Source organism: Neolewinella antarctica (assembly GCF_011927835.1).
In the GTDB taxonomy this organism is placed as follows: Bacteria; Bacteroidota; Bacteroidia; order Chitinophagales; family Saprospiraceae; genus Neolewinella; species Neolewinella antarctica.
The window spans coordinates 466,521-487,720 of sequence record NZ_JAATJH010000001.1 but is presented as its reverse complement, the minus strand read 5'-3'; the positions used below and the strand labels follow the sequence as shown (position 1 = coordinate 487,720).

17 protein-coding genes are annotated in these 21,200 nt (G+C 56.3%); 11 read left to right on the top strand and 6 right to left on the bottom strand.

Annotated features, from left to right (window positions below; translation table 11 throughout):
• Positions 1 to 8 precede the first annotated feature (8 nt).
• Positions 9 to 1,553 carry a glycoside hydrolase family 28 protein gene (locus GGR27_RS02025; protein ID WP_168035725.1) on the top strand — a complete coding sequence of 515 codons (1,545 nt, stop codon included), beginning with the start codon at positions 9 to 11 and terminating at the stop codon, positions 1,551 to 1,553.
• A 149-nt stretch (positions 1,554 to 1,702) separates the two neighbouring features.
• On the opposite strand, the gene GGR27_RS02020 is transcribed toward GGR27_RS02025, so the two are convergent.
• Both GGR27_RS02020 and GGR27_RS02015 read right to left on the bottom strand, forming a co-directional pair.
• Complete coding sequence (locus GGR27_RS02020) at positions 1,703 to 5,992, bottom strand: response regulator (RefSeq protein WP_168035724.1); 4,290 nt, start codon at positions 5,990 to 5,992, stop codon at positions 1,703 to 1,705.
• 64 nt (positions 5,993 to 6,056) lie between these two features.
• On the bottom strand, positions 6,057 to 7,751 hold the full coding sequence (locus GGR27_RS02015; RefSeq protein WP_168035723.1) for a glycoside hydrolase family 88/105 protein: 1,695 nt from the start codon (positions 7,749 to 7,751) through the stop codon (positions 6,057 to 6,059).
• Between the two features lie 367 nt (positions 7,752 to 8,118).
• Here GGR27_RS02015 and GGR27_RS19790 point away from each other — a divergent pair, with 367 nt between their 5' ends.
• The 6 genes from GGR27_RS19790 (at position 8,119) to GGR27_RS01995 (ending at position 12,932) form a co-directional block, all read left to right on the top strand.
• Entirely contained in the window at positions 8,119 to 8,442 is a 324-nt protein-coding gene (locus tag GGR27_RS19790; RefSeq protein WP_209037854.1) for a sulfatase-like hydrolase/transferase, read from the top strand.
• Positions 8,443 to 8,451: 9 nt separating this feature from the next.
• The gene (locus tag GGR27_RS19785; RefSeq protein WP_209037853.1) at positions 8,452 to 8,592 is read left to right on the top strand and encodes a hypothetical protein; all 141 of its coding nucleotides are present in this window, start codon (positions 8,452 to 8,454) and stop codon (positions 8,590 to 8,592) included.
• A 267-nt stretch (positions 8,593 to 8,859) separates the two neighbouring features.
• Positions 8,860 to 9,681: a sulfatase-like hydrolase/transferase gene (locus GGR27_RS19780; protein ID WP_320060331.1), complete on the top strand. Its 822-nt coding sequence runs from the start codon at positions 8,860 to 8,862 to the stop codon at positions 9,679 to 9,681.
• 168 nt (positions 9,682 to 9,849) lie between these two features.
• Positions 9,850 to 11,379 (top strand): glycoside hydrolase family 28 protein, encoded by a 1,530-nt coding sequence (locus tag GGR27_RS02005; RefSeq protein WP_168035722.1) that lies wholly within the window; start codon positions 9,850 to 9,852, stop codon positions 11,377 to 11,379.
• Between the two features lie 100 nt (positions 11,380 to 11,479).
• Complete coding sequence (locus GGR27_RS02000) at positions 11,480 to 12,730, top strand: cation:proton antiporter (protein WP_168035721.1); 1,251 nt, start codon at positions 11,480 to 11,482, stop codon at positions 12,728 to 12,730.
• 16 nt (positions 12,731 to 12,746) lie between these two features.
• Entirely contained in the window at positions 12,747 to 12,932 is a 186-nt protein-coding gene (locus GGR27_RS01995) for a hypothetical protein (protein ID WP_168035720.1), read from the top strand.
• 102 nt (positions 12,933 to 13,034) lie between these two features.
• Here the strand turns inward: GGR27_RS01995 and GGR27_RS01990 are convergent, their stop codons facing one another.
• A complete protein-coding gene (locus GGR27_RS01990; protein WP_168035719.1) occupies positions 13,035 to 13,247 on the bottom strand; it encodes a hypothetical protein in 213 nt (70 codons plus the stop codon).
• 361 nt (positions 13,248 to 13,608) lie between these two features.
• On the opposite strand from GGR27_RS01990, the gene GGR27_RS19775 reads away from it, so the two are divergent.
• The 3 genes from GGR27_RS19775 (at position 13,609) to GGR27_RS01980 (ending at position 17,994) form a co-directional block, all read left to right on the top strand.
• Positions 13,609 to 14,070 carry a carboxypeptidase-like regulatory domain-containing protein gene (locus GGR27_RS19775; RefSeq protein ID WP_209037851.1) on the top strand — a complete coding sequence of 154 codons (462 nt, stop codon included), beginning with the start codon at positions 13,609 to 13,611 and terminating at the stop codon, positions 14,068 to 14,070.
• Between the two features lie 3 nt (positions 14,071 to 14,073).
• Positions 14,074 to 16,572 (top strand): SusC/RagA family TonB-linked outer membrane protein, encoded by a 2,499-nt coding sequence (locus GGR27_RS01985; protein ID WP_262887701.1) that lies wholly within the window; start codon positions 14,074 to 14,076, stop codon positions 16,570 to 16,572.
• A 72-nt stretch (positions 16,573 to 16,644) separates the two neighbouring features.
• On the top strand, positions 16,645 to 17,994 hold the full coding sequence (locus tag GGR27_RS01980) for a RagB/SusD family nutrient uptake outer membrane protein (protein ID WP_168035718.1): 1,350 nt from the start codon (positions 16,645 to 16,647) through the stop codon (positions 17,992 to 17,994).
• A gap of 297 nt (positions 17,995 to 18,291) precedes the next feature.
• Here GGR27_RS01980 and GGR27_RS01975 read toward each other — a convergent pair whose 3' ends face one another.
• Positions 18,292 to 19,401 carry a glycoside hydrolase family 88/105 protein gene (locus GGR27_RS01975; RefSeq protein WP_168035717.1) on the bottom strand — a complete coding sequence of 370 codons (1,110 nt, stop codon included), beginning with the start codon at positions 19,399 to 19,401 and terminating at the stop codon, positions 18,292 to 18,294.
• A 473-nt stretch (positions 19,402 to 19,874) separates the two neighbouring features.
• Entirely contained in the window at positions 19,875 to 20,264 is a 390-nt protein-coding gene (locus tag GGR27_RS01970) for a hypothetical protein (RefSeq protein WP_168035716.1), read from the bottom strand.
• A gap of 122 nt (positions 20,265 to 20,386) precedes the next feature.
• On the opposite strand from GGR27_RS01970, the gene GGR27_RS01965 reads away from it, so the two are divergent.
• Positions 20,387 to 20,734, top strand: coding sequence for a DoxX family protein (locus GGR27_RS01965; RefSeq protein ID WP_168035715.1), 348 nt, complete (start codon positions 20,387 to 20,389; stop codon positions 20,732 to 20,734).
• Between the two features lie 45 nt (positions 20,735 to 20,779).
• Here the strand turns inward: GGR27_RS01965 and GGR27_RS01960 are convergent, their stop codons facing one another.
• Positions 20,780 to 21,145: a DoxX family protein gene (locus tag GGR27_RS01960; protein WP_168035714.1), complete on the bottom strand. Its 366-nt coding sequence runs from the start codon at positions 21,143 to 21,145 to the stop codon at positions 20,780 to 20,782.
• Positions 21,146 to 21,200 lie beyond the last annotated feature (55 nt).

Genomic DNA, 21,200 nt, shown 5'->3' with positions numbered 1-21,200 from the left:
CTGTCGTTATGAAAAAATTATTTACGGTAGGTCTCTTCTTTTTTTGCCTATCGCTTACCGCCCAAACGGGGGTGTTCGACGTGAGTCAGGAGGTCTTCGGGCCCGGAAAGGACGTGCTGATCACCACCGAACTGCAGACCCTGATCGACCGCTGCGCGGAAGCGGGTGGTGGTAAAGTCTATTTCCCCGCCGGCGAATACCTCACCGGATCACTCGTGCTGAAAAGTAACGTCTACCTCGAGCTAGGTCCCGGTGCTACGCTGTACGGAAGCACGGATATGAAAGACTACGCCGCTTCCGACGGCCAGAGTCTCATTTACGCTAAGGGCGTGGATAACGTCGGCATCATCGGTAGCGGAACCCTGAACGGCCAGGGGGATTCCTTCTGGAGAGGAAAGCCTCGTCCTTTCAACCGTCCGGAGCGCTTCATTCTCATCGTTGAAAGTACGAACGTTCACTTCAAGGACATCAAGATGCTCAACTCCCCCAACTGGAACCTGGAGGTGCGTAACTGCGATGGCGTCTGGATCGATGGCGTGACCATGATCAGCGAGCGTAAGGCTCCAAACTCAGACGGTATCGATCCGGTCTCTTCCCGGAACGTATTTATCTCCAATTGCTACATCGAGGTCGGGGACGACGCGATCTGCCCCAAAAGCCAGGACGGCGTGCCCACGGAGAATCTGGTCGTCACCAACTGCATCCTGGATTCCGACGACGCAGCCATCAAATTTGGTACCCGCTCCGAAGATCCAATTCGCAACTGCGTATTCAGCAACATCATCATCCGCAACACGGATTACGGGATTGCTTTTTTCGCAAAGGACGGCGGTACTTTTGAGAACATCCGGTTCAACAATATTACCATCGAAACCACCCGGGAAGCTGCGGCGGACGCGACGAAGCCGTCCGGTACCTATCCCATTTTCATGGACCTGGAGCGGCGGGAAGGTAAACTGGGCGTGATTCGCGACATCTACTTTAGTGACATCAGTATCGATTCGCCAAGTGGTAGTTGCTTGTTTCTGGGCCAGCCCGACAAGCCTTTGGAAAATATTAACCTAAAGAACATCAGTTTCGTCCTGCACGAACGTCCACCCTTCGCGGGAAAGATGAAGCCGCGCGGCGTTCGGAACCTCAAGAATAAAGCTTTAAATGACTATTCAGACGTAGCGGCCAACTTCTCCTTCGCGCACGTCAGGGGATTATACATCGACGGACTATCAGTTACGGACCGCTCGGCGGGTGGCAAGAATGAGCGGAGATTTTTGTGGGGTTATGACGTGCACGATGTTTCGCTCAATAACCTGCGGGAGCGTCTACCGGTAGCTAATGTTAATCTACCCATGCTTCATTTCGTTGAGTCTTCTGACGTAGAAGTGAGTAACTCTTCCCCCCGCACGGAAGGAACTGCGTTTTTAGAGATTGACGGGGAAGCTAGTACTGGATTTACCCTCCGTAATAATGATTTACGTAAGGTCGTAAAGCTGTTGGAAACAAGCAACGGAGCCGACGTGATAAACGTGGATGATCGGCAGAATCTAAGAAAGTAGTAACCAAGTAGCCATGAGTAACAAAATTCCGCCACAAAAGCACACAAACACAAAAGAGTAAACAACCATTGTTTCGGCACAGAAAAAAGCTATTGTGTGTTTTTGTGTTTGTGTGGCGAAAAAAGCTGTATTGCCTCAGTGTTTGGGGTCTACCGCCCGTGCTTCCGCTGATAAGCACTAGGCGAAACCCCGTAATGCTTCTTAAAATAAGTAGAAAAGTGATTAGGCGCCGCAAAGCCAGTCTTGTACGCAATCTCCGAGATAGATAGGTTACGCTCGATCAGCAACTGGGAAGCATGCTTTAACCGAACGGACCGGACAAACTTGTTGACGGTCTGCCCGGTGAGCGCCTTCAATTTCCGGTAAAGTTGGATCCGGCTTACGCCCAGCAGGTGCGACAAGCCTTGGGCATCCAGGTCACTGTTATCCATTTGTTCCTCTACGGTACTGATCGCCCGCTGGAGGAATTCTTCATCAACGGAAGCCATGCGCCCTTCGGAGGTATCGACCTCACCACTGCCCTGGAAGTGACGGCGCAAGCGATCGCGGCTACGGATGAGGGCGGCCACGCGGCTTTCCAGCACCCGGTAGCTGAATGGTTTTTCGATGTAGGCATCCGCACCCACGCGGAAGCCCCGGATTTTCTCTTCTTCCCGCGTCCGGGCGGTTAGGAGAATCACCGGGATGTGGCTGGTATCGAAATCGTTCTTGAGTACGGTGCAAAAGTCGATGCCGTCCATTTTGGGCATAGTGACGTCCGAGATGATCAGGTCGGGGTATTCGCTTTTGGCGAGGGTGAGGCCATCTTCGCCGTTGGTAGCTTCGATCACCTTACAGCGGGCCTCAAAGCAGGTGCGCAGGAAGATGCGGGTGTCGAGGTCGTCCTCGACGATAAGGAGTTTGGTTTTGTGCGTGGGTACGTCCGCTGATGCGGTATCGGGCGCCGCGGATTTATCTGCTTGTAGGCTGAGTGGGGAGAGGGATATTCGGAGTTCTTCGAGCGCGTACTGCATGTTTGCCGACGGCAGGGTAGTTATTGCCGACACGGTATCTTCTGAAGATGTATTGACGCTGGGAAGCAGGACGGTAAAAGTGGTGGCTACGCCGGGATCACTAGTTACCGAAATTGTGCCGCCGTGGGTACCTACTAATTCTTTGATGTAAGACAGTCCGATGCCCAACCCCAGGTGCAGATCGGCCGATGCGGTTTTTTTCACCTGGTAGAAACGGTCAAATATTCGGGTGAGGCTGTCGGCGGGGATGCCGCTGCCGTCGTCCGTTACCGATAGTTTTACGTTTACCCCGCTCTTCTCGGAAAAACTCGTGGCACCCGTCCCGATAGCTATCGGGACGCCCAAATTATCTGCAGCCGTCTCGTCAAGCTCCACCCGGATCGTGCCTCCAGTAGAAACGTTTTTAAAGGCATTGGACAGCAGGTTGAAAAGAATTTTCTCAATCTTGTCGCCATCGAATTCCGTAAATAAGGAAGGGCCCGAATACTCGGTCAGGAGGGTGACGCCACGCTGGTTGGCGAGGGGACCAAACTGCGTGGTGATCTGCCGGACGAATTCAGTCAGGTCAGCGCGCACGGGCCGGTACGCAAGGCTGCTATCCTCTACTTTGTAAATCTGGAGAATCTGGTTGATGAGGCGGAGAATGCGCTGACCGTTCCGCTGGATAATGGTGTAATACTTGTCCCGCATCCCGTCGTTCACCGGGTTGACGCCGTCGAGTAGCTCGTCGACGGGCCCCAGAATGAGACTAAGCGGCGTCCGAAATTCGTGGGAAACATTGGTAAAAAAGCGTAATCTGGAAGTCGATATTTCCTGAATTTCCGCCAAACTGTGTTCTAGCTTTCCCTTCTGTTCCCGAACTTGCTCGTTCCGCTGCCGCAGTAAACCGGACTTGTGCTCCAGCTCTACGTTGAGCACCTTAAGGCGCTGATAATGACGGAGTACGAGGTACTGAAGCACACCAATGGTGAGCAGCGCGAGCGCGGCTACGAAAAGGAACTGAGGGCGTAACCACCACGCGGATAGCACCTGAAACGCCTGCACGGGGGGGCGGGAATCAACGTTAAAATCACGATCCCGCGAGCGCACCTCCAACCGGTAATCACCCGCCGGCAAACCTTCAAAACGATGGTACTTTTCCGGGCTGTAGTTCGACCAAGTTTCCTCGTTGAGCCGGAACGAATACTGTAACTCGTCAATCGTCGTTTGCTCGAAGTAGTCGTTACCCGCCCAGAAAACAGTAACGTTGCCTGCCTGGTCCACCTCACCGGGCTTAGTGATTATCCGCGTCCGGGGCGGGTTCTTATCTTGATTATAGGCAACCGTGCGGTGCCCCGCATACACGGAAGGCGCAACCTCCGGCCAAATCATACCGCGCCGCCGCCAGTCGATGCCGGAGCGGTTGAACCACAGAAACCCGGAAGTGCCGCGAGCGAGGCGGGTGTTTTCGGGGCTCAGAACGAGAGATTGCGGGAACAGATTAGCCGTCCATTTTTCACCGTCGTAGTGGCAGACGCCGCCGTAAGTCGCGACCCACACATTCCCGGGGTCACTTGCGTCGATGCTGATAATGTTGTTGCTGGGTAAGCCATCATCGACGGTATGGCGCCGCCATTCTTTACCGTCATAAATAGCAATGCCGTGGTAGCGAGTACCAACCCAGAGCGTGCCGTCGGGAGCGTTTTGTACAACGTCGATGTGGCCACCGAGCCAGTCAAACCCCGTGGCTTCCCCCCATTCTCCTTCGCTGAAGTAATGAAGCTTCTTTCCACCGAACCAGAGCACGCCGTCCGACGATTGGCCGATGCCGTAGCAACTATTGAGGTAGTCACCCGGGGCGGTGGCGTGGTGAATCCACTCGGTTTTGTTGCGCTGTGGACTGCGGAGTTCGAGGACACCGCCGAGGTGGCCCGCTTCCGGTTTGATGTCGACCCCACAGCCGAACCACAGGGAGCCGTCGCGGTCTTCGAAAACCGCCCGGTAATCGATCCCCCAGGAAACGCGGGGGTGCAGCTTCATTTTCCAGCCGTCGTCGTTTAGGTAGGCCGTAGCCGCGACGCCTTCGTGGCTCCCGACCGCCCACATTTCTCCGTAAGAAGTGGTGAAGACCCGGACGGGTTGGTTCATCAATCCGGCTTCGGTGCCAGAAATTTGCCAATTACCAAAGCGTTTTTGTACCACGCCTCCCCGCGCGCCGATGAACCAGGAGGTGCCGTCGTCGGTCTCCAGTTGAAAGTTGAGGTTCTCGTACGTAGCCCAGGTATCAAAAGTATTGTCGAAGCGGAAGACTTCGCTCATGAAACCGAGCACCCAGACGCTTTTGTCCGCCGTTTCATAAAAAGTGAAGCGGGAGGCGGTGGAGATATTTACTTCCGGATACTCGTACATCTTCCAGTCGCCTTCGCTGAGGCGGAAAAATCGTCCGTGGCCGTCCACCCAAATCGTGCCGTCGGAGCAAGCCAGTACGCTGCTTTGGGAATTTACGCCGCCGAATGTATCGCTCAGTAGGACGGACGTCCAGCGCCGACCGTCGAAGTGCTGAACGCCCAGGTCGTGCGCCCGGGAGACGACCCACAGGTCGCCCGTCTCCGTTTCGGCCATGTCTATTCCACCACGGATATTTAAACCTTCGGTGTGGGAATGCTGCCGTTCCAACCGTAGTTCGTTATTCATGCCCCGGTCGTACCGAAAAATACCGATGCTACCGTCCGCATCGTTACCGCTGACGGCCACGTAAATTCGATTTTCCCGACCGAGCAAAAGGTCCCGTACGCTCATTACTTGCCGACCGTGATCGGTGATGGTAAGTGACGGGGGGATTTGTTCCACCTTGAGGACCGATAAAGTACTGGGGGAGAGGCTCGTTAGTGTGCTTTTGGCCGCATAAAGGAGTACGTCGTTTATCCGAATACGGAGCAGGCCCGCTACGTTCTTTGCGTGGTCGATGGCTTTTAGTCCCGCCAGGATGCTGCCGTCGGGCAGTATAATCAAATCACTGACCGACGCTTGCTCGGCATCCGAAAAGGGGAATAATTTTGTCCATGCCCCTTGCTTGAGCATCAGTAGTCCTTCATCGGTGCCGACGTACACCGCGCGCTCGTTTTTAACGGCGATGCAGGTGACGGAGTAGCCGGCGAACTGGGTGGGAAGCTCGAATTTGGTCCATTCGTAGCCGTCGTAGCTCGTAATCCCGCCGGCCACGCCGAACCACATTTTACCGTCAGCGCCCTGGGAAATACACCGCGGCCCCAAGTTCCGCAACTCGGGAATAGCCGCCCAGCGCCAGGCTTCGGGAATTTTATCCGCGACCTCCGGCGTAAAGGGTCGCGTAGCCCGCAGCGGGGTACAAAACGCGTAGCAGAGGGACAACAGGAAAAGGCACGAAAGCAAGTTCGACTTCTTCCCTAAAACGGAATGTAATAACAAGGATAATGATTAGTAGCCGTACGTAAAGGTGTAAGATAACAAGCCGGCGATTCCCGGTTACTTTTTACCACCCTTTTTCGTTGGCGAGCTTATCTATGGCCATGGCTGCCCACAAGATGGCACCTACCCCGCGTGGGTCATTCTTACGGGTAGCGTGGTTGTCGTACGCCGCGGGGTTAGGGAGAATAGGTGTACCCTGAACGATGCCGGCGATCGTGCCGTCGGTACTGATCTGGCCGGACATTCCCCGGTAACCGAGTAGCGCCGCGTCCCGGTATTTTTCTCCGGTTAGCCACCCCATGCGGTAGCCCGTCGCCAGGGCGTAGGTGAACATGGCGGTGCAGGAGGTTTCCTTGTACGTCGTTGAATCGGTAATGACCTGGTGCCAGCGGCCATCCGCGGATTGGTAGTCGAGCAGAGCGGCGCACCGAGACTGAAAGCTCTTCAGGATCTGCTCCATGCGCGGGTCGTCACGGCCCGCCAGGCGTTCCAGTAAGATTGCGTCGACGACCATCGTCCAACCCATGCCTCGGCCCCAGATGGTGCTTGACTGCTGGCCGCTTTTGGTGTTGTAGGCGTGGCGGTAAAGACCGGTTTTTTCGTCGGTTAGGTACTTAGAAAAGTTGACGGACTGTAATAAAGCGTCCTCCAGTAAGTCTTCCCGGCCGAGCGCGAGGCCGGCACGCACGGAAAAAAGATTGGCCATGAAGAGGTCGTCGGACTGAACGGTAAAACTGTCCGGCGTGATCCGGCACAGCGTACCGTCTTCCAGGCGGGGGACGGCGGTCAGAATTTGGTGGGCGATGGCGTTGGCCAATTGGTAGCCCTCGTTAGCAAGTGGGTGGTTGGGGAAGGGGGCGCGGGCGGCGGCACTTTCGGCGAGGGTTACGCCCTGGGGCCCAAAATCGTCGAGCATCAGAAAACGGAAGTAGTGGCCGAACAGGCCGCCGCGGAAGCCATTTTCTTCACGGGACCGGGCAACCTCGCCACGGTTGGCGAAGAAAAAATCGTGGTGCCGTTGAACGTAGTCACCGTAACGGGGCTCCCGGTAGTAAGCCTCGGCGTCTCTGAGCGCCGCCAGAATGGTTCCGGTAAAGTAGCGAAAATCGGACCAGTCGAGTCTTTCCCCTGATTCCGGGATTGCCGGAAGGGTAGGGGCTTGCCACGCTCCGCCGGGCGTCCGCCATTTGTAGCCAACTTGTTTTCCGTCTATTTCCTGCCCGGTGCTTACGCGATGACCCATGCCGTTAGGCAATAGCCAACTCAGGTAGAGGCCGGGTGATGCTACTTCCGGGTCGAAGACGAGATTGCGCAACTCCAGCGTATGCTTCCTGCCGTCGGCGTAGCGATCGGGCATATTTATGGTTGTGGGAAAGACGGCGAAACTGTAGTCTTTTCGAACCGGGCCGCCGCCATCAACGCTGTTTACGCTCAGCCGTTCTCCGTCAATAAAGACCTCAAACATGGCCCCATCGCCGGCGAAGCCAAGACGCATATTCTGCTTATCCGTGGAAAAGGTAATGGCCATTTCCAGTGCCCCTTCCGCGTGACCTCCGGCGCGGCGGGGGTCAAAAAGAAATGTGCGCTCCTGGGGCTCCTGACTTTCGTGGTAGCGGAGCTTGAAATCAGTCTGCGCTGCTACCATGCCGAACACCCGGGCGACTAACTGTTGGGGGGCTACGGTGTAGTCCTGGGCGACAACGGTAACCGAAATGAACGTAAAAAGCGACAGGGAAAGCAGACGGCGGAGTAAGTGCATGATGGTAAAAGTGAATGAATGGAAACGGGCTAAATAAAGATGGACGTAGCGGCCATTATTTAGACCAAAGTACTTGCTTAATTGTCCGGGGGGAATCCGGGATAGTACCAATTAGCTCCACGCACGTTTCCCGCTGCAGATTAAGTCATGGGGCGCGGGCGCGGGTGCAATGAAAGCACGTTTGCCGGCGTAATTTAGCGGTTGCGCGGATCGCCGTAGCAATTATCCCGGCGGGTCGCGGATGTCCGTTATTACCAGATCTCAGACCATTTTTCCGCCTAGGGTGCTGTGTATGTCTGCGCTCCCCGATCCATCCTTTGCACCCGCGACCGCGCCCTAATTGCAACTCCGCTTAAACTTCGTGGCTATGAACTCCCACTTTCTTGCTCTCCTGTTAACGGCTCTGTTAATCGCGACCAACGGCTGTTCGAAAGTAGCCCGTACCGTAGATCGACCCAACATTCTCCTTGCCATCAGCGACGACCAATCCGTCTTTCACACGAGCCGGGCGGGTGCTCGGTTCGTGAATACGCCAGCGTTCGATCGGATTGCGCGGGAGGGGATCTACTTCACAAATTGCTACGCCGGTTCTCCCGGTTGCGCGCCCTCGCGAAGCGCACTGGTAACCGGCCGGCATCACTGGCAAAACGAACAGGCCGGTCAGCATGCCTCCGCTTGGTTGAAAAAATAAGTCCCCTTCGTGGATTTGTTAGCCAGCAACGGCTACCGTACCGGGCGGACGGGCAAGGGGGTGTCTCCCTTTCAGTACGCCCGCACCCCGGCTGATTCGTGCTGGCGGGAAACGAACGCGGGTGGCCCCGCCCACAACGACCTTCAGTAAACCAACGAGAACGATGAGCGCACCGCCGGTGGGATCAACAAGACGAACTACGCCGAAAACTTCAAAGCTTTTCCGGAGCTGGGGGACGGTGACGCTCCTTTTTTCTTTTGTTACGGTGCCGGCGAACTCCACCGGAGCTACGAAAAGGACGCCTGGAAGCGAACCGCCAAAAAACTAAGCGACGTGGACGTGCCCGCGTTTCTACCCGACGACCCGGAAATACGGGGCGATTTACTGGATTATGCCGTGGAAATCGAGTGATTCGATTTGCACCTACGGCGCATGCTGGCCCACCTGGAAGCCACTGGCGAACTAGAAAATACCATCGTGATCGTTACTTCGGATAACGGCATGCCCTTTCCCCGAGCAAAGGCGAACGCTTACGAATGCGGCGTTCACGTACCGCTGGCCATTCGGTACCCGGCTAACTTTCCGGGCGGTCGGACGATCCGGCAGCCGGTCGGCTTTATCGACCTGGCGCCCACCATACTGGAGGCGACCGGTACCGCCAGTCGTGGAATGTTACCCATCACGGGAACCAGCCTGCTGAAACTGCTGCGTTCGAACGACGTGGCCCCGGACGGGGATACTGAACGGGCGGTGTTCTCGGGGCGGGAGCGGCACTCGTCCGCGAGATATCTAAATCGGGGGTACCCCCAGCGGTCGGTTCGCAAAGGTGGGTATCTGCTCGTGTGGAATTTGAAGACAGACCGCTGGCCTGCCGGTGCACCACAACGCTACTCGCCCGAAGATAGCTCGCAATTGTGGCCGATGCACGGGGTGGGCACGGATGGAAACTTCCTGCCCGGCGGGGCTTACACGGACATCGATGACTGTCCCGCAAAAACGCTGATGGTCGAGCACTACGACGACCGGAAATGGCAATCTTATTTCGAGCTGGCCACCGCCAAACGACCGGAATACGAACTGTTCAGGGTTGATGCGGACCCCGACTGCCTGGTCAACTTGGCCGTTGACGCTGCTTATGCCGGCGTACTGGAGAGCCTACGCACGGAGCTGAAGCAGGAATTAGAAAGAACCGACGACCCCCGGGTGGTCGGGCCCGACCGGGAAGTCTTCGATAGTTAACGCCGGTATTCGAAAATGCGAAAATTCCCCGCACCGCCAGCGTCCCAGTAGTCTACAGAATAGTATCAATTCATTCCGCGCTGGTTACTTTCGTATAATTAATTTGGCCGGGGCGCTGCGGTGGGGGCAGTAAAAGCTATCATTACATCAAGGTAAAAAATACGAAATATGAATTGGCGCGGGCGCGGGATGCAAGGAAAATACGCTAATCAGCGGGGAAAGATTGGCTACGACCGGTTAGCAACCTTGGCGGTTACGGTGCTTATGATCGCCGCATGTACCCCCGCTCCCTCAAATTCAGCTGGCGCTACCCCAACCAAACCAATCACTCTCCAGGCCGAGCAAGCTTTTACCGCCACCTACGCCGCGAATTACGCCGAAGAACAGTGGGCGACCGTACCCGAACGATTAGCCCGCATCGTAGCGCCTGACTTTCCCGACCGGGACTTTAACGTCGAGCCAGGAAACGACGACCGCGCCGCCATCATGCGGGCCATCCGGGAATGCACCGACGGCGGTGGCGGACGGGTCGTGCTGCGCCCCGGAACCTACCTGTCCGCCGGCCCCATCCACCTCGAATCCAACGTTAATCTGCATTTGGAAGAGGGCGCTACGCTGACCTTCTCCCAGGACCACCTGGACTACACGCCACTCGTAAAAGTCCGCTGGGAAGGCACGGTTGCCTACAATTTTAGCCCCTTCATCTACGCCATCGGCAAGGAAAACGTGGCCATCACCGGCAGCGGAACCATCGACGGTGGCGCCGAACAATGGTCCCGCACCTGGCGCAAAAAACAGAACCCGGATAAAGCGGGCCTCCGCCAAATGGGCAACGACGGCGTTCCGGAAACCGAACGCGTCTTCGGCCACGGATTTCTCGATCTCGACGGTGACGGCGCGGACGACGGCCACGGTTCCGGCGAGCTCCACTACCTCCGCCCGACGCTGATCGAGCTTTACGACTGTAAAAATATCCTGATCGAAGGCGTGACCCTGCGCGGCAGTTGCTTCTGGACGACGCACCCTACTTTTTGTCGCAACGTCACCATCCGCGGCCTAAAAATCTACGGCGGCTACCTCAACGACGACGGCATCGACCCCGACAGCTGCGAAGACGTCCTCATCGAGGACTGCTACGTGGAAACCGAAGACGACGCGATTTCCATCAAGGCCGGCCGCGACCAGGACGCCTGGGACCGGATGCCGACCAAAAACGTGATCGTCCGGAACTGCGAACTGGCCTCCGGCGTGAATGCTTTCTGCATCGGCTCGGAGATGAGCGGCGGCGTGAGCGAGGTGTTCGCCGAAAATTGCCGCCTGACCGCCGGAAAACACGCGCTGAACTTTAAGTCGAACCTCGACCGGGGCGGGGTAGTCAGCGACGTCTTCATCCGCAACATCGCGGCCGATACGCTGGACGAAGCGCTGTTCATCTTCCGGATGGATTACCACGGCTACCGCGGGAACAATTTCCCCACCAAGTTCAAAGATTTTTACGTGCAGAACGTGCGGGCGAAGTACGTTCGGAACCAGGCTTTCAAAATTGTCGGCGTGCCGGATGCGCTGATCGAGCGGGTCTTTTTAGATAATGTGAGTAGTGGAGCTAAAAACGTGGGGGTTGCGGAGTACAGCGAGGATGTTTTGTTGCGGCGGGTGGAAGTTAACGGGGAGGCTTTGTCGGAACTCACGGCAGAGTAGTACCGGTCAACCTCGAGCGAAAGAAATCTTGGACCGGAAGATGACGGCGGCCGTATGTTTGTGAAGCCGAACCCCAAAACAGCGGACCAAAACCCAAAAAATGGACTATTACGCAATAATAGCCGGCCTAGTCCTACTAGCCGCCGTCTTCGGCTACATCAACGCTCGCTTCCTCAAGCTACCCACTACGATTGGCTTGATGCTCGTTACCATCCTCTACACCCTCGCCGTGCTGGGCCTGAGCTTTTTCGACGATACGCTTCTAAAAGTCGAGGCGCGCCTGATTAAGGAAATCGATTTCGAGGCGGTCCTGATGGATTACATGCTCAGTTTCCTACTCTTCGCAGGGGCGTTGCACACCAACTTCGACGAACTTAAAAAGCAACGCTGGCCGATCATTGCGTTCGCTACGTTGGGCGTTGTCACCTCGACGTTCCTGATCGGTACGGCCACCTACTATTTGCTCCAGCTACTGGGGACGGAAATCAACTACGTCTACTGCCTGCTGTTCGGTGCGATGATCTCGCCGACGGACCCCATTGCCGTGCTGGGCATCCTCAAGCAGGCCAACGCACCAAAGAAGTTGGAAACGAAGATCGTGGGCGAGTCCCTGTTCAACGACGGTGTCGGTGTGGTGCTGTTCCTGACGCTGTTCGAGATCGCCTCCGCCCCCGGTGCGGCGATCGACCCACTGGACATTGTCAAGCTTTTCGGGCAGGAAGTCTTCGGCGGTCTGTTGCTCGGCCTGGCGGTGGGGTGGGTGACCTACTGGTTGATGAAATCCATCAATGACTTCAGCGTCGAGGTCATCATTACGCTGGCCGCCGTCATGGTCGGTACGGTCGTAGCCACGAAGCTGCACCTTTCCGCGCCGCTGGCGATGGTTATGGCGGGGCTCATGGTCGGTAATGACCGGGCGCGGGACAGTGCGATGTCCGAAACGACCGAGCTGTACGTGGATAAGTTCTGGGAACTGATCGACATCCTGCTCAACGCCATCCTGTTCGTACTAATCGGGATGGAAATGCTGATCCTCACGTACGAAGGCAACTACGTAATTGCCGGTTTGCTGAGCATCCCGGTTGTGCTCCTGTGTCGTCATATTTCGTTGTGGCTACCGGTAAAGGTCTTCGAACGTAAACTGGAGTTCGTCAACAATACCCACGCCATCATGACCTGGGGTGGCCTGCGCGGTGGTATCTCGATCGCGCTCGCCCTCACGCTGACGGGGGAGATGAACCGCGAGATGTTTCTCGTGATGACCTACGTCGTGGTGGTGTTTTCCATCCTCGTGCAGGGGTTGACCATCGAAAAGGTGATCCGTCGATTCTTGCCGGGTAGAGATGCGTGAGTGAGTCCGGTACAGCATGAGTAACGGAGTCATTATCTGCGTTCGGCACTTAGCTTTTCTGCTGCCTGCGGCGGTGGAGGCGCCGGTCCCGATAGCTATCGGGATCGGGGTGGGTGCGGGGGAGATGAGGGGGAGCGAGCAACATGCGTTTCCGAGTAGCAAAAAGGACGGCACCGAGGGTAATTCGGGCTTGTCCGGTTAATGGTCCGAGCGGGTAAGTGGTGTAGCCGTCACCAAACCGTGCGGCGGCGGGTGAATGTGCTTACCCGCCAATGATGCAACGCTGAAAATTATTGACACCTTACTAAAGATCCTTGATGTCCGGAGTTTCCGGCATCGGCATCGGGACACAATCGGAGTCATCTATTGTTTCCCCGTCGTCATCGGGCACGTCCGGCGGGGGTTGAGGAATAGTTTCTTCCATTTCCTCCTTTGTCCATTCTTCCTTCTTTCTCTCCTTTCCTGATTCGGGGACGTCCGGGGCATCGGCGGAAGCGGTGAGTTGACTGTTGAGCATAGTGCGGCTGTTTATGATAATGCCGGAGTCCTGAAGCTCCGGATTGTTTACGCGTCGGAAACAATGTTTGAATGTCGCTATCGAGTTGTAATGTGGGTTGGTAATTAGTATGTTACAATAAGCTGGGTATATATTATTTAAGGGGGAAATTTTGTGGGGAGGTGGGAAACGGCATCACCCGGTGAACTCGGCACCCGCGACCGCGCCCGCCGCAAATATTGCCCGCATTCAAATAGAGACAACACGAACGTAGGCGAAAGTCGTGAGAACCCGGACCGAACCGCGCCTCAAACCCGACTTTGTGGGGATAAGAGTACATTAGCACGTCTGGAGTCCCCCGATCATCGCAAATTCACGGTATATGAAACGCTTTTTACGACCGCGCGCGGCCCTGCTGGGGTGCGTACTTTTATTGATGGCCTGTCCGCTGCTCGCGCAAACGGCAAATTTTACCGTCGCCGGCACGGTAACCGAGGCCGACGGCCTGCCCCTCATCGGCGTGACGGTCCGGTTGGCGAAATCAAACTCGGGTACCGTCACTGATTTCGACGGTAACTACCGCCTCAGCAGCGCCAACGTCCCGGGCACTTACGCGGTGATCTTCAGCTACCTCGGTTACGCCGACGAGCGGCGGGAGTTTACCGTCAGCAACGCCGGCGACGAGATCAACCTCGACGTGACGCTGGCCGACGACGCGCTGAACCTGGACGAGATCATCGTCACCGGCGCGTCCGTAGCCACCAGCCGGCGGCAACTCGGTAACGCGATCTCAACGCTGGGTTCCGAAGCCCTGGAAGAAACTGGCGCGGTGTCCGTCGACTAGGCCCTGAGCGGTAAGATCGCCGGTGCCTTGGTGCAGCAAAACAGTGGCGATCCGGCCGGTGGTATTAGTATCCGTCTGCGCGGGGCCACCACCATCACCGGTAGCTCAGACCCGCTGTACATCATCGACGGCATCATCGTCAATAACTCCTCCAACAATCTCGTCGACCTCGGAGGTAACAGCCAAAACAGGCTGGTGGACATTAACCCGGCGGACATCGACCGGATCGAAGTCATCAAGGGAGCCGCCGCCGCGGCCATCTACGGATCACGGGCCAGTAATGGCGTCGTGCAGATTTTCACGAAGCGGGGCAAGCAGGGCGCGCCGCGGATCAACTTCACGACCAACTTCCGCGTCAATCAACTGCGTAATCAGATCGACTACAACACCGTGCCTCTCGCCTGGGAAGACCGGGCCGACCTGACCAACCTCAACACCGTACCCGTCGAACGCTTTAACTACCAGGACGATATTTTCGCCACTGGCTACGGGACCGATAACAACGTGTCCATCTCCGGGGGAAGTGATAAGACCCGCTACTTCATTTCCGGCGGCTACCTCAGCAACGAAGGTGCCGTTAAGAATACCAGCTTTCAACGATTCACCGGGCGGCTGAACCTGGACCAGGAGATCAATAATTGGCTCAGTTTGAGCTTTGGTCTCAACTACGCGCGGTCCTCGAGTAATGATATCCCTAATGGTGGCATCGCGAGTTCCTACGGCGCGATTACCGGCTTTTTATTTGCGAACAACGAAAATGATCCCCGGCCGAACGCGGACGGGGTTTACCCCGGCGTGTCGATTATACCGCGCACCAACCCACTCGAAGCCGTCAACCGCCTCGATTTCGGTTCCACGACTAACCGGACGATCACCAACCTCAGCCTGACGGCCGTGCCGACGGAAAACTTGACCATCAAGTACTTGCTCGGCGTCGACTTTACGAACTCTTCCGCAACCGGCTTCATCCCCATTGGTAATACCTCACCCGAGCCGGGCGGCTTTTCCCGCCGCGCCGACGTAAACGGTCTTCAGTACAACAATGACCTGAACGCAAGCTACAACTTCAACGTAGCGGAGCGGATAGCCTCGACGACGGTTGTCGGCGGAACGTGGCAGTACGAGGACAACCAGCAGATCGCCATTCAGTCGAGCCGGATCGCGCCCTTCATTAACATCTCTTCTTTAGGTGAACTTACGGAGCCGGGAGAAAGACGATTTGAAATCTCTTACTGGGGCGCTTTCGTACAGCAAACCTTTGGGTTCAATAACAAACTCTTCCTTACCGGTGCCTTACGTTTAGATGGTTCTTCGGTTTTCGGGCCGGACGAGCGCGGCCAACTGTACGGCAAGGTCAGCGGTAGCTACGTACTGAGCGAGGAAAACTTCTGGGAAGCGGGCTTGGGCAGTTTTGTCAACACCTTTAAGCTGCGTGCGAGCTGGGGTCAGGCCGGTAACCTAACCGCCATTGGCCCCTTCGAGCGCCTGTCTAATTTTCGGGTGACCAACTATCTCGGTACGACGCCCGCCTTTCCCGCCGCCTCGCTGGGTAACACTAGCCTGGCACCGGAGCGACAGGAGGAGGTTGAAGTGGGCTTCGACGCCGGTTTTCTCAATAACCGGGTCGGGCTCGAGTTTACTTACTACCGGCAGCGGGTAACCGATTTGTTACTCCGGCGGGAGCTGGCCCCGAGCACCGGATACGGACTCCGCACGGAGAACGTAGGGGAACTGGAAAACTCCGGGATCGAGCTAGCGCTCAACGCAACACCCGTTAAAACGGCGGATTTTGTCTGGGACGTGACGGCTACCTACGCCAACAACACGAACGAGATCACGAGCGTCGCCGGGGGTGGACAAATCACGTTTAATGGTAGCTTCAGCACCAGTGCCGTTATCGAAGGCGAGCCGATTGGCGTTTTCTACCGCCAGTTCTACGCCCGCGACGAAGCGGGCAATTTACTGCTCAACGATGCTGGGTTTCCGTTCAGCGGGCGAACGGAGGAGGGCCTGACGTCAAAAGTTCTGGGTGACCCGAATCCGGATTGGTTTGGCTCTTTCATCAATGAATTTAAGTACAAGAACTTTGGCATGCGCGTGCAATTCGACGCGGTCCAGGGTTTCGACATTTTCAACTGGAACCGCCGCTTACTGGATAACCCGCTGTTCGGCGGTGGCGCGGGCGTCGGGGAAGAATTGCTGGGCAACCGGCAAAAGGGCTACGGCGGTGCGGTGGCCAACATCTTCGAAGAGTTCGTGGAAGACGGCTCCTTCGTCAAACTACGGGAGTTCTCCCTCAACTACAGTTTCCGGCCGCGGACGGACGCCATCGAGAGCGTACGGATCAGCCTCGTGGGTCGTAACCTGATCAGCTGGGATAGCTACTCCGGCTGGGACCCGGAGATCAACACCGCCGGACAAAGTAACGGGGTGCGTGGTTTTGATTTTGCCGGCGTGCCAATCCCCAGGACCTACCAGGTAGGTTTAAATCTTTCCTTTTAAGAGTCACCCGTCGGCAACCTGGTGAGCGCCGTTAAGGCCTCGCCACTAGCTCGCGTTTTAAATATGTGCGTAATGCAATTAAATAATAACGATTCCCGGCCCGGATTACGGGCGGTACTGACGAGCCTGGTCATGCTGGTGGCGCTGACCGGTTGCCAAACTGATTTTCCGAATCCCAACCTACCTTCCGAAGAACAGGTACTCAGCAGCCGGGAGGGCCTGATCGCCTTCAGTACCGGAACCAAACAAGTGTTCAGCACGAGCGGGCTGCGCTGGCTCATCGAGACGCCCGCCATCACGACGCGGGAAGTGGCCGTCACGACCACTTTTCTGAACATGGTGGAGCTGGAGGCGGGCGGAACGATTCTGCCGAATAATAACTCCAACGTCGACGGCATGTGGTCGACCATGCTTAGCCTCGTTGCCGCCTGCGATAAGCTGACGGACGGTGCCGAACGGGTCACCCTCGCGCCGGAAACCCGCGCCAGCATCCAGTCTTTCTCCCGCACGATCAAAGCCATGTCCATTGGAGCCCTGGCGCAGCACTTTGAACGGGTAGTGGTGGAAACCAACACTGATAACACCGCAAGCTTCGTCACGCGGGAGGAGGCCTTCGCCGTCGCGATCGCGGAGCTGGAGGCTGCCAGGGACGCACTGACCGACGGGGTGCCGACGGCAGAATTTCAGACGGCCGTCCTGCGGGAGATCGACCTGGCGAACACCATTAGTGCAATGCTGGCCCGCTTCAACCTGTATGCGGGCAACTACGAGTCGGCAATCTCCGCCGCGCGGGCGGTCGACCTCGGCGTAGCGTCCGTATTCGAATACGACGTGATGAACGCCAACCCGATCTGGGAACGTGTCGTACTGAACGCGCTGCCTAACTGGAAACCGCGCGACAACTTCGGCCTGCCGGCAGCTTTCGACGTACCGGAAAACGACGATCGCCGGAACTTTTACCTCGTAGCGAACGATTCGCTGTTGAGCCTAAATGAATTACCAATCGAAGACCTGGCCGGGTTCTTTACCGCCCCCACCACGTCCATCCCCGTGTACCTGCCCGACGAGATGCGGCTCATTATTGCCGAGGCCGTGCTCCGGTCGAGCGGTAACACGTCTTCAGCGCTGGGGCAAATCGATGCCGTACGCACGGATACTACCGATGTGTTCGGCGTCAATGCCGGGCTGGAGGAATACTCGGGAGATACGTCGGTCGACGCGCTACTGGACGAAGTGTACCTCCAGCGCCGCCTCGAATTATTCCTCACCGGGCAGAGCCTGGAGGACAGCCGCCGGTTCGGCCGGCCGCAGCCCAGCCTGCAATCGGGCGTGCTGACGGACGAGCGGAACCGTAACTTTTACCCCTACCCGGAGCGGGAGCGCAATAGTAATCCCAATATTCCGGACGATCCAGCTATTTGAGTGTTCTGACTAGAGTGAACGGGGTAGACCGAGACGCTGCGACGGCCACCTTTGACGTCGTGCGGAGGAAAGTAAATCTGAATTACAGAAATACTCATCCAAAGTTTTCTCCAAATATATTTAAAACTAATACTTGTAATTAGCAATGGCGGGTAGGGAATAATCAACCGGCTGATCTTCCATCAATTGTGGCGCCAACTAGATGCATGATTTAAGAACGATACGGGCAGTAAATTATGAAACCACATCAGCCGGCTTACTAGCCAACGTCAGGATCGCAAGACCCGCAGGTGATGATCATTTCAACTTCATCACCTCACTACCTGCCAACAAAAACGCCCCCGTACCAAAATTCTGCCAGCTATCCGCCGAGGCGGGCCGCGGGGCGTCGCCGATGTTCTGTACCCAGGTCACTTTACCGTCCGCCTCCTGAATTGCCGTCAGCGACGTCCAGGCCCTCGTGACTGCGTCACCGTATTCCTTTTTACTCAGCAGACCGTTGTTGATGCCCCAGGCGAGGGCGAACGTATAAAAGCCCGTCCCGCTCGTCTCCCCGTGGGGCCAGGCTTCCGGTTCGAGTAGACTTACCCGCCACATCCCGTCTGCGGGCTGGATGCTTTTGATCTTGGCGGCCATTTCTTGGTACAGGTTGACGTAGAAAGGTCGGTGTTCGTAGTCCTGCGGCATCTTATCGAGCAGCAGGGCCAGACCGCCCATCACCCAGCCGTTCCCCCGGCTCCAGAAGATCTTCTTGCCGCTGCCGCCCTTCTTATCGGCGGGCGCGCCCGTCCAGACAAAGCGGGTATCGCGGGCGAAAAGGTGCTCTTCTTTATCGTAGAGTAGGTCGTAGGTTTCCGTATAGTATTCGTGCATCCGGTCTAGGTAACGGCGGTCGTTTTTTAGGGCCGACCACTGCGCCAGGGCGGGGGGCGCCATGAACAGGGCGTCGCACCACCACCAGAGGATCACCCGCATGTCGGTGCGCGTGCCTTGTTTCCATTCGTGGTCTTTCTCCAGGTGGTCATCGATCCACGTTCCGACCGGTTCGAGGTCGACGATGCCCGGTCGTTGCTCGTTTAAGTAGAGGTAGGGGTAGGCGATGGCGATGTCGTCGGCGTAGTAGTAGCGGTCGTAGGGTTTCCATTCCGTGCGCCCGCCCATGTCCTCGATGGCTTTTAGAAACACGGGGTTGTCGGTGGCTTGGTGCGCTCTGGCAACGCCAGTGTAATAAGCCCCATTAGTCCAGTCGGTCGCGTTTTTCTCGAAGATTGGGTGGGCTTCCTGCCACGTCAGGGCCTTCACTAATTTGTCTTCAATCTCGTCTCGCTTGTTGGATCTAGGGGCGCTGGCGCAGGATGCCAGGAAAATTAGGAGGAGCAGGGGGAGGGTTAATTGGTTGACGCTCATTCGTTGATTTGTTAAGCTACACTTTAGGTGCTAGCCCGATGAAAGTACGAATAGTCGCTTTATTTTCAGTGTAATTAGTGTACTCAATGTGTAAAGCGTGATAGATTAAGTTTTCGCGTGGCGCATTGCCTGATTTCGTTGTTGATCAGTAGGGTAGGCAGTGCTACTGCCTCATTAACCATCGTTACATCAAAGTAAAAGCTGAACGGGACGGAAATATCATTTAATAAACATTACTCATCCGTAATTTTCTTTGCATATATGCGTGAGCATATACTTCGGTATTAATACCGTACTTCGTTATTATACAGTCGCCAATAATCGAGTTAGTCGGACCAACACTCGAACATAAAGCAGTGAGGCATACAAGTGAGAAATTACGAATAGATAGGGTAGTGTCTTTGTTAGATCTCAATACGCCGCTGCCGCACATCAACCGAAACCGGCCAAATCAGTACTACTCACTCGACCGACTATTCCATCCCCCGATCCCAACCCAGCAAAGAAGGTTTGCGTAGCAGGGTGCCAACGTAAATCATCACCCCGATCGTCAGCCCCGGCAGCGGAACGTCACCGATGACTAATTCCCCGACGATGATCGCGCCGACGTAGGAGCAAAAGAGAAAGAAGCCGACGTTACTCGTGCGGGGAATGGCGTACAGGACGACGACGCCGATCTCAATGATGCCGATCAGGACGGCGTAGTCGGCCATGCCGAGTTTCTCGAGCAGCGCGTGAATCTCGTTGTCCGGTAAGAATTTAGTGAACCCCGAGCCCATCACCGCCAGCGCTGGCAACAACGAGAGCACGTATCCGGTAATGCGCCGGGTTTTACTAATTCCTTTTTCGTGTTGCGCAAACATTGTCTTACGTTTTGTCCTTAGGTTGGGGGCTCAAACCCGGCCCGTGGGTAATGGTTCGGATGGGCATCTACACCACGCGCACGGCTTAACCTTTCTCAGTCGACCCGACAGTATTTTCTCCTATGGACCTTCCCACCGTGGCCACCTATTTCTCCGGAGTTTCTTTTCTCGCTTTTGGGGCCAGCTGTTTGGTGTCGTCGCACATGAAGGCCGAATTTATCCGCTACGGCCACGCCGGCGAGCGGGTGATGACCGGCATCCTGCAAATGCTCGGTGGGCTGGGCTTGCTGCTGGGGTACCACTTCTCGCCGCTGCTGGCCACCGCCGCTGCCGCCGGCCTGTTCGTGATGATGGCCTACGGCGTGGTGGTGCGGATGAAGATCGGGGATAGCCAACTCCAAGCCACCCCGGCTTTTTTGTACGCCGCCCTTAATTTGTACCTGCTGGTTCACTTCTACGGTGCGCTTTAGCCGTACGGGCTACGCTCCAGTAGCTCCCAGGCCCACGGCTAATGCTTAGCCGACGAAAGCTATGATCAGGCACATCACCAGAAAAAGCGCCGCCGGGAAAGACTTGAATAAAGGGTCACCAATTTTAAAATGCATCACTACCGACCCCGCCAACATTGCGGCCAGACCGATCGCAGCGGGGTAGCGTAGCGCCGGGAACCAAATGGCTACGATTAATAAAACGGAAAGAACGACTTTGATGGCGCCCACTACGTAAGTCGACCAGACGGGCAGGCCGTAGGCAGCAAACTCTTCAAAGATCGTCGTGGCGCTGCCGCCCCGCCACTTGGTGTCCTTGTTGTACTGCACCAGCCAGACGTTGAGGATGCTGAGGCCGACGATAAGTTGCAGGGCGATGATGAGGTAGTGCATGGTGGGATTGTTAGTTATGATTGGTGATACGTAGCCGTAAGGTAGTCAGTCGACG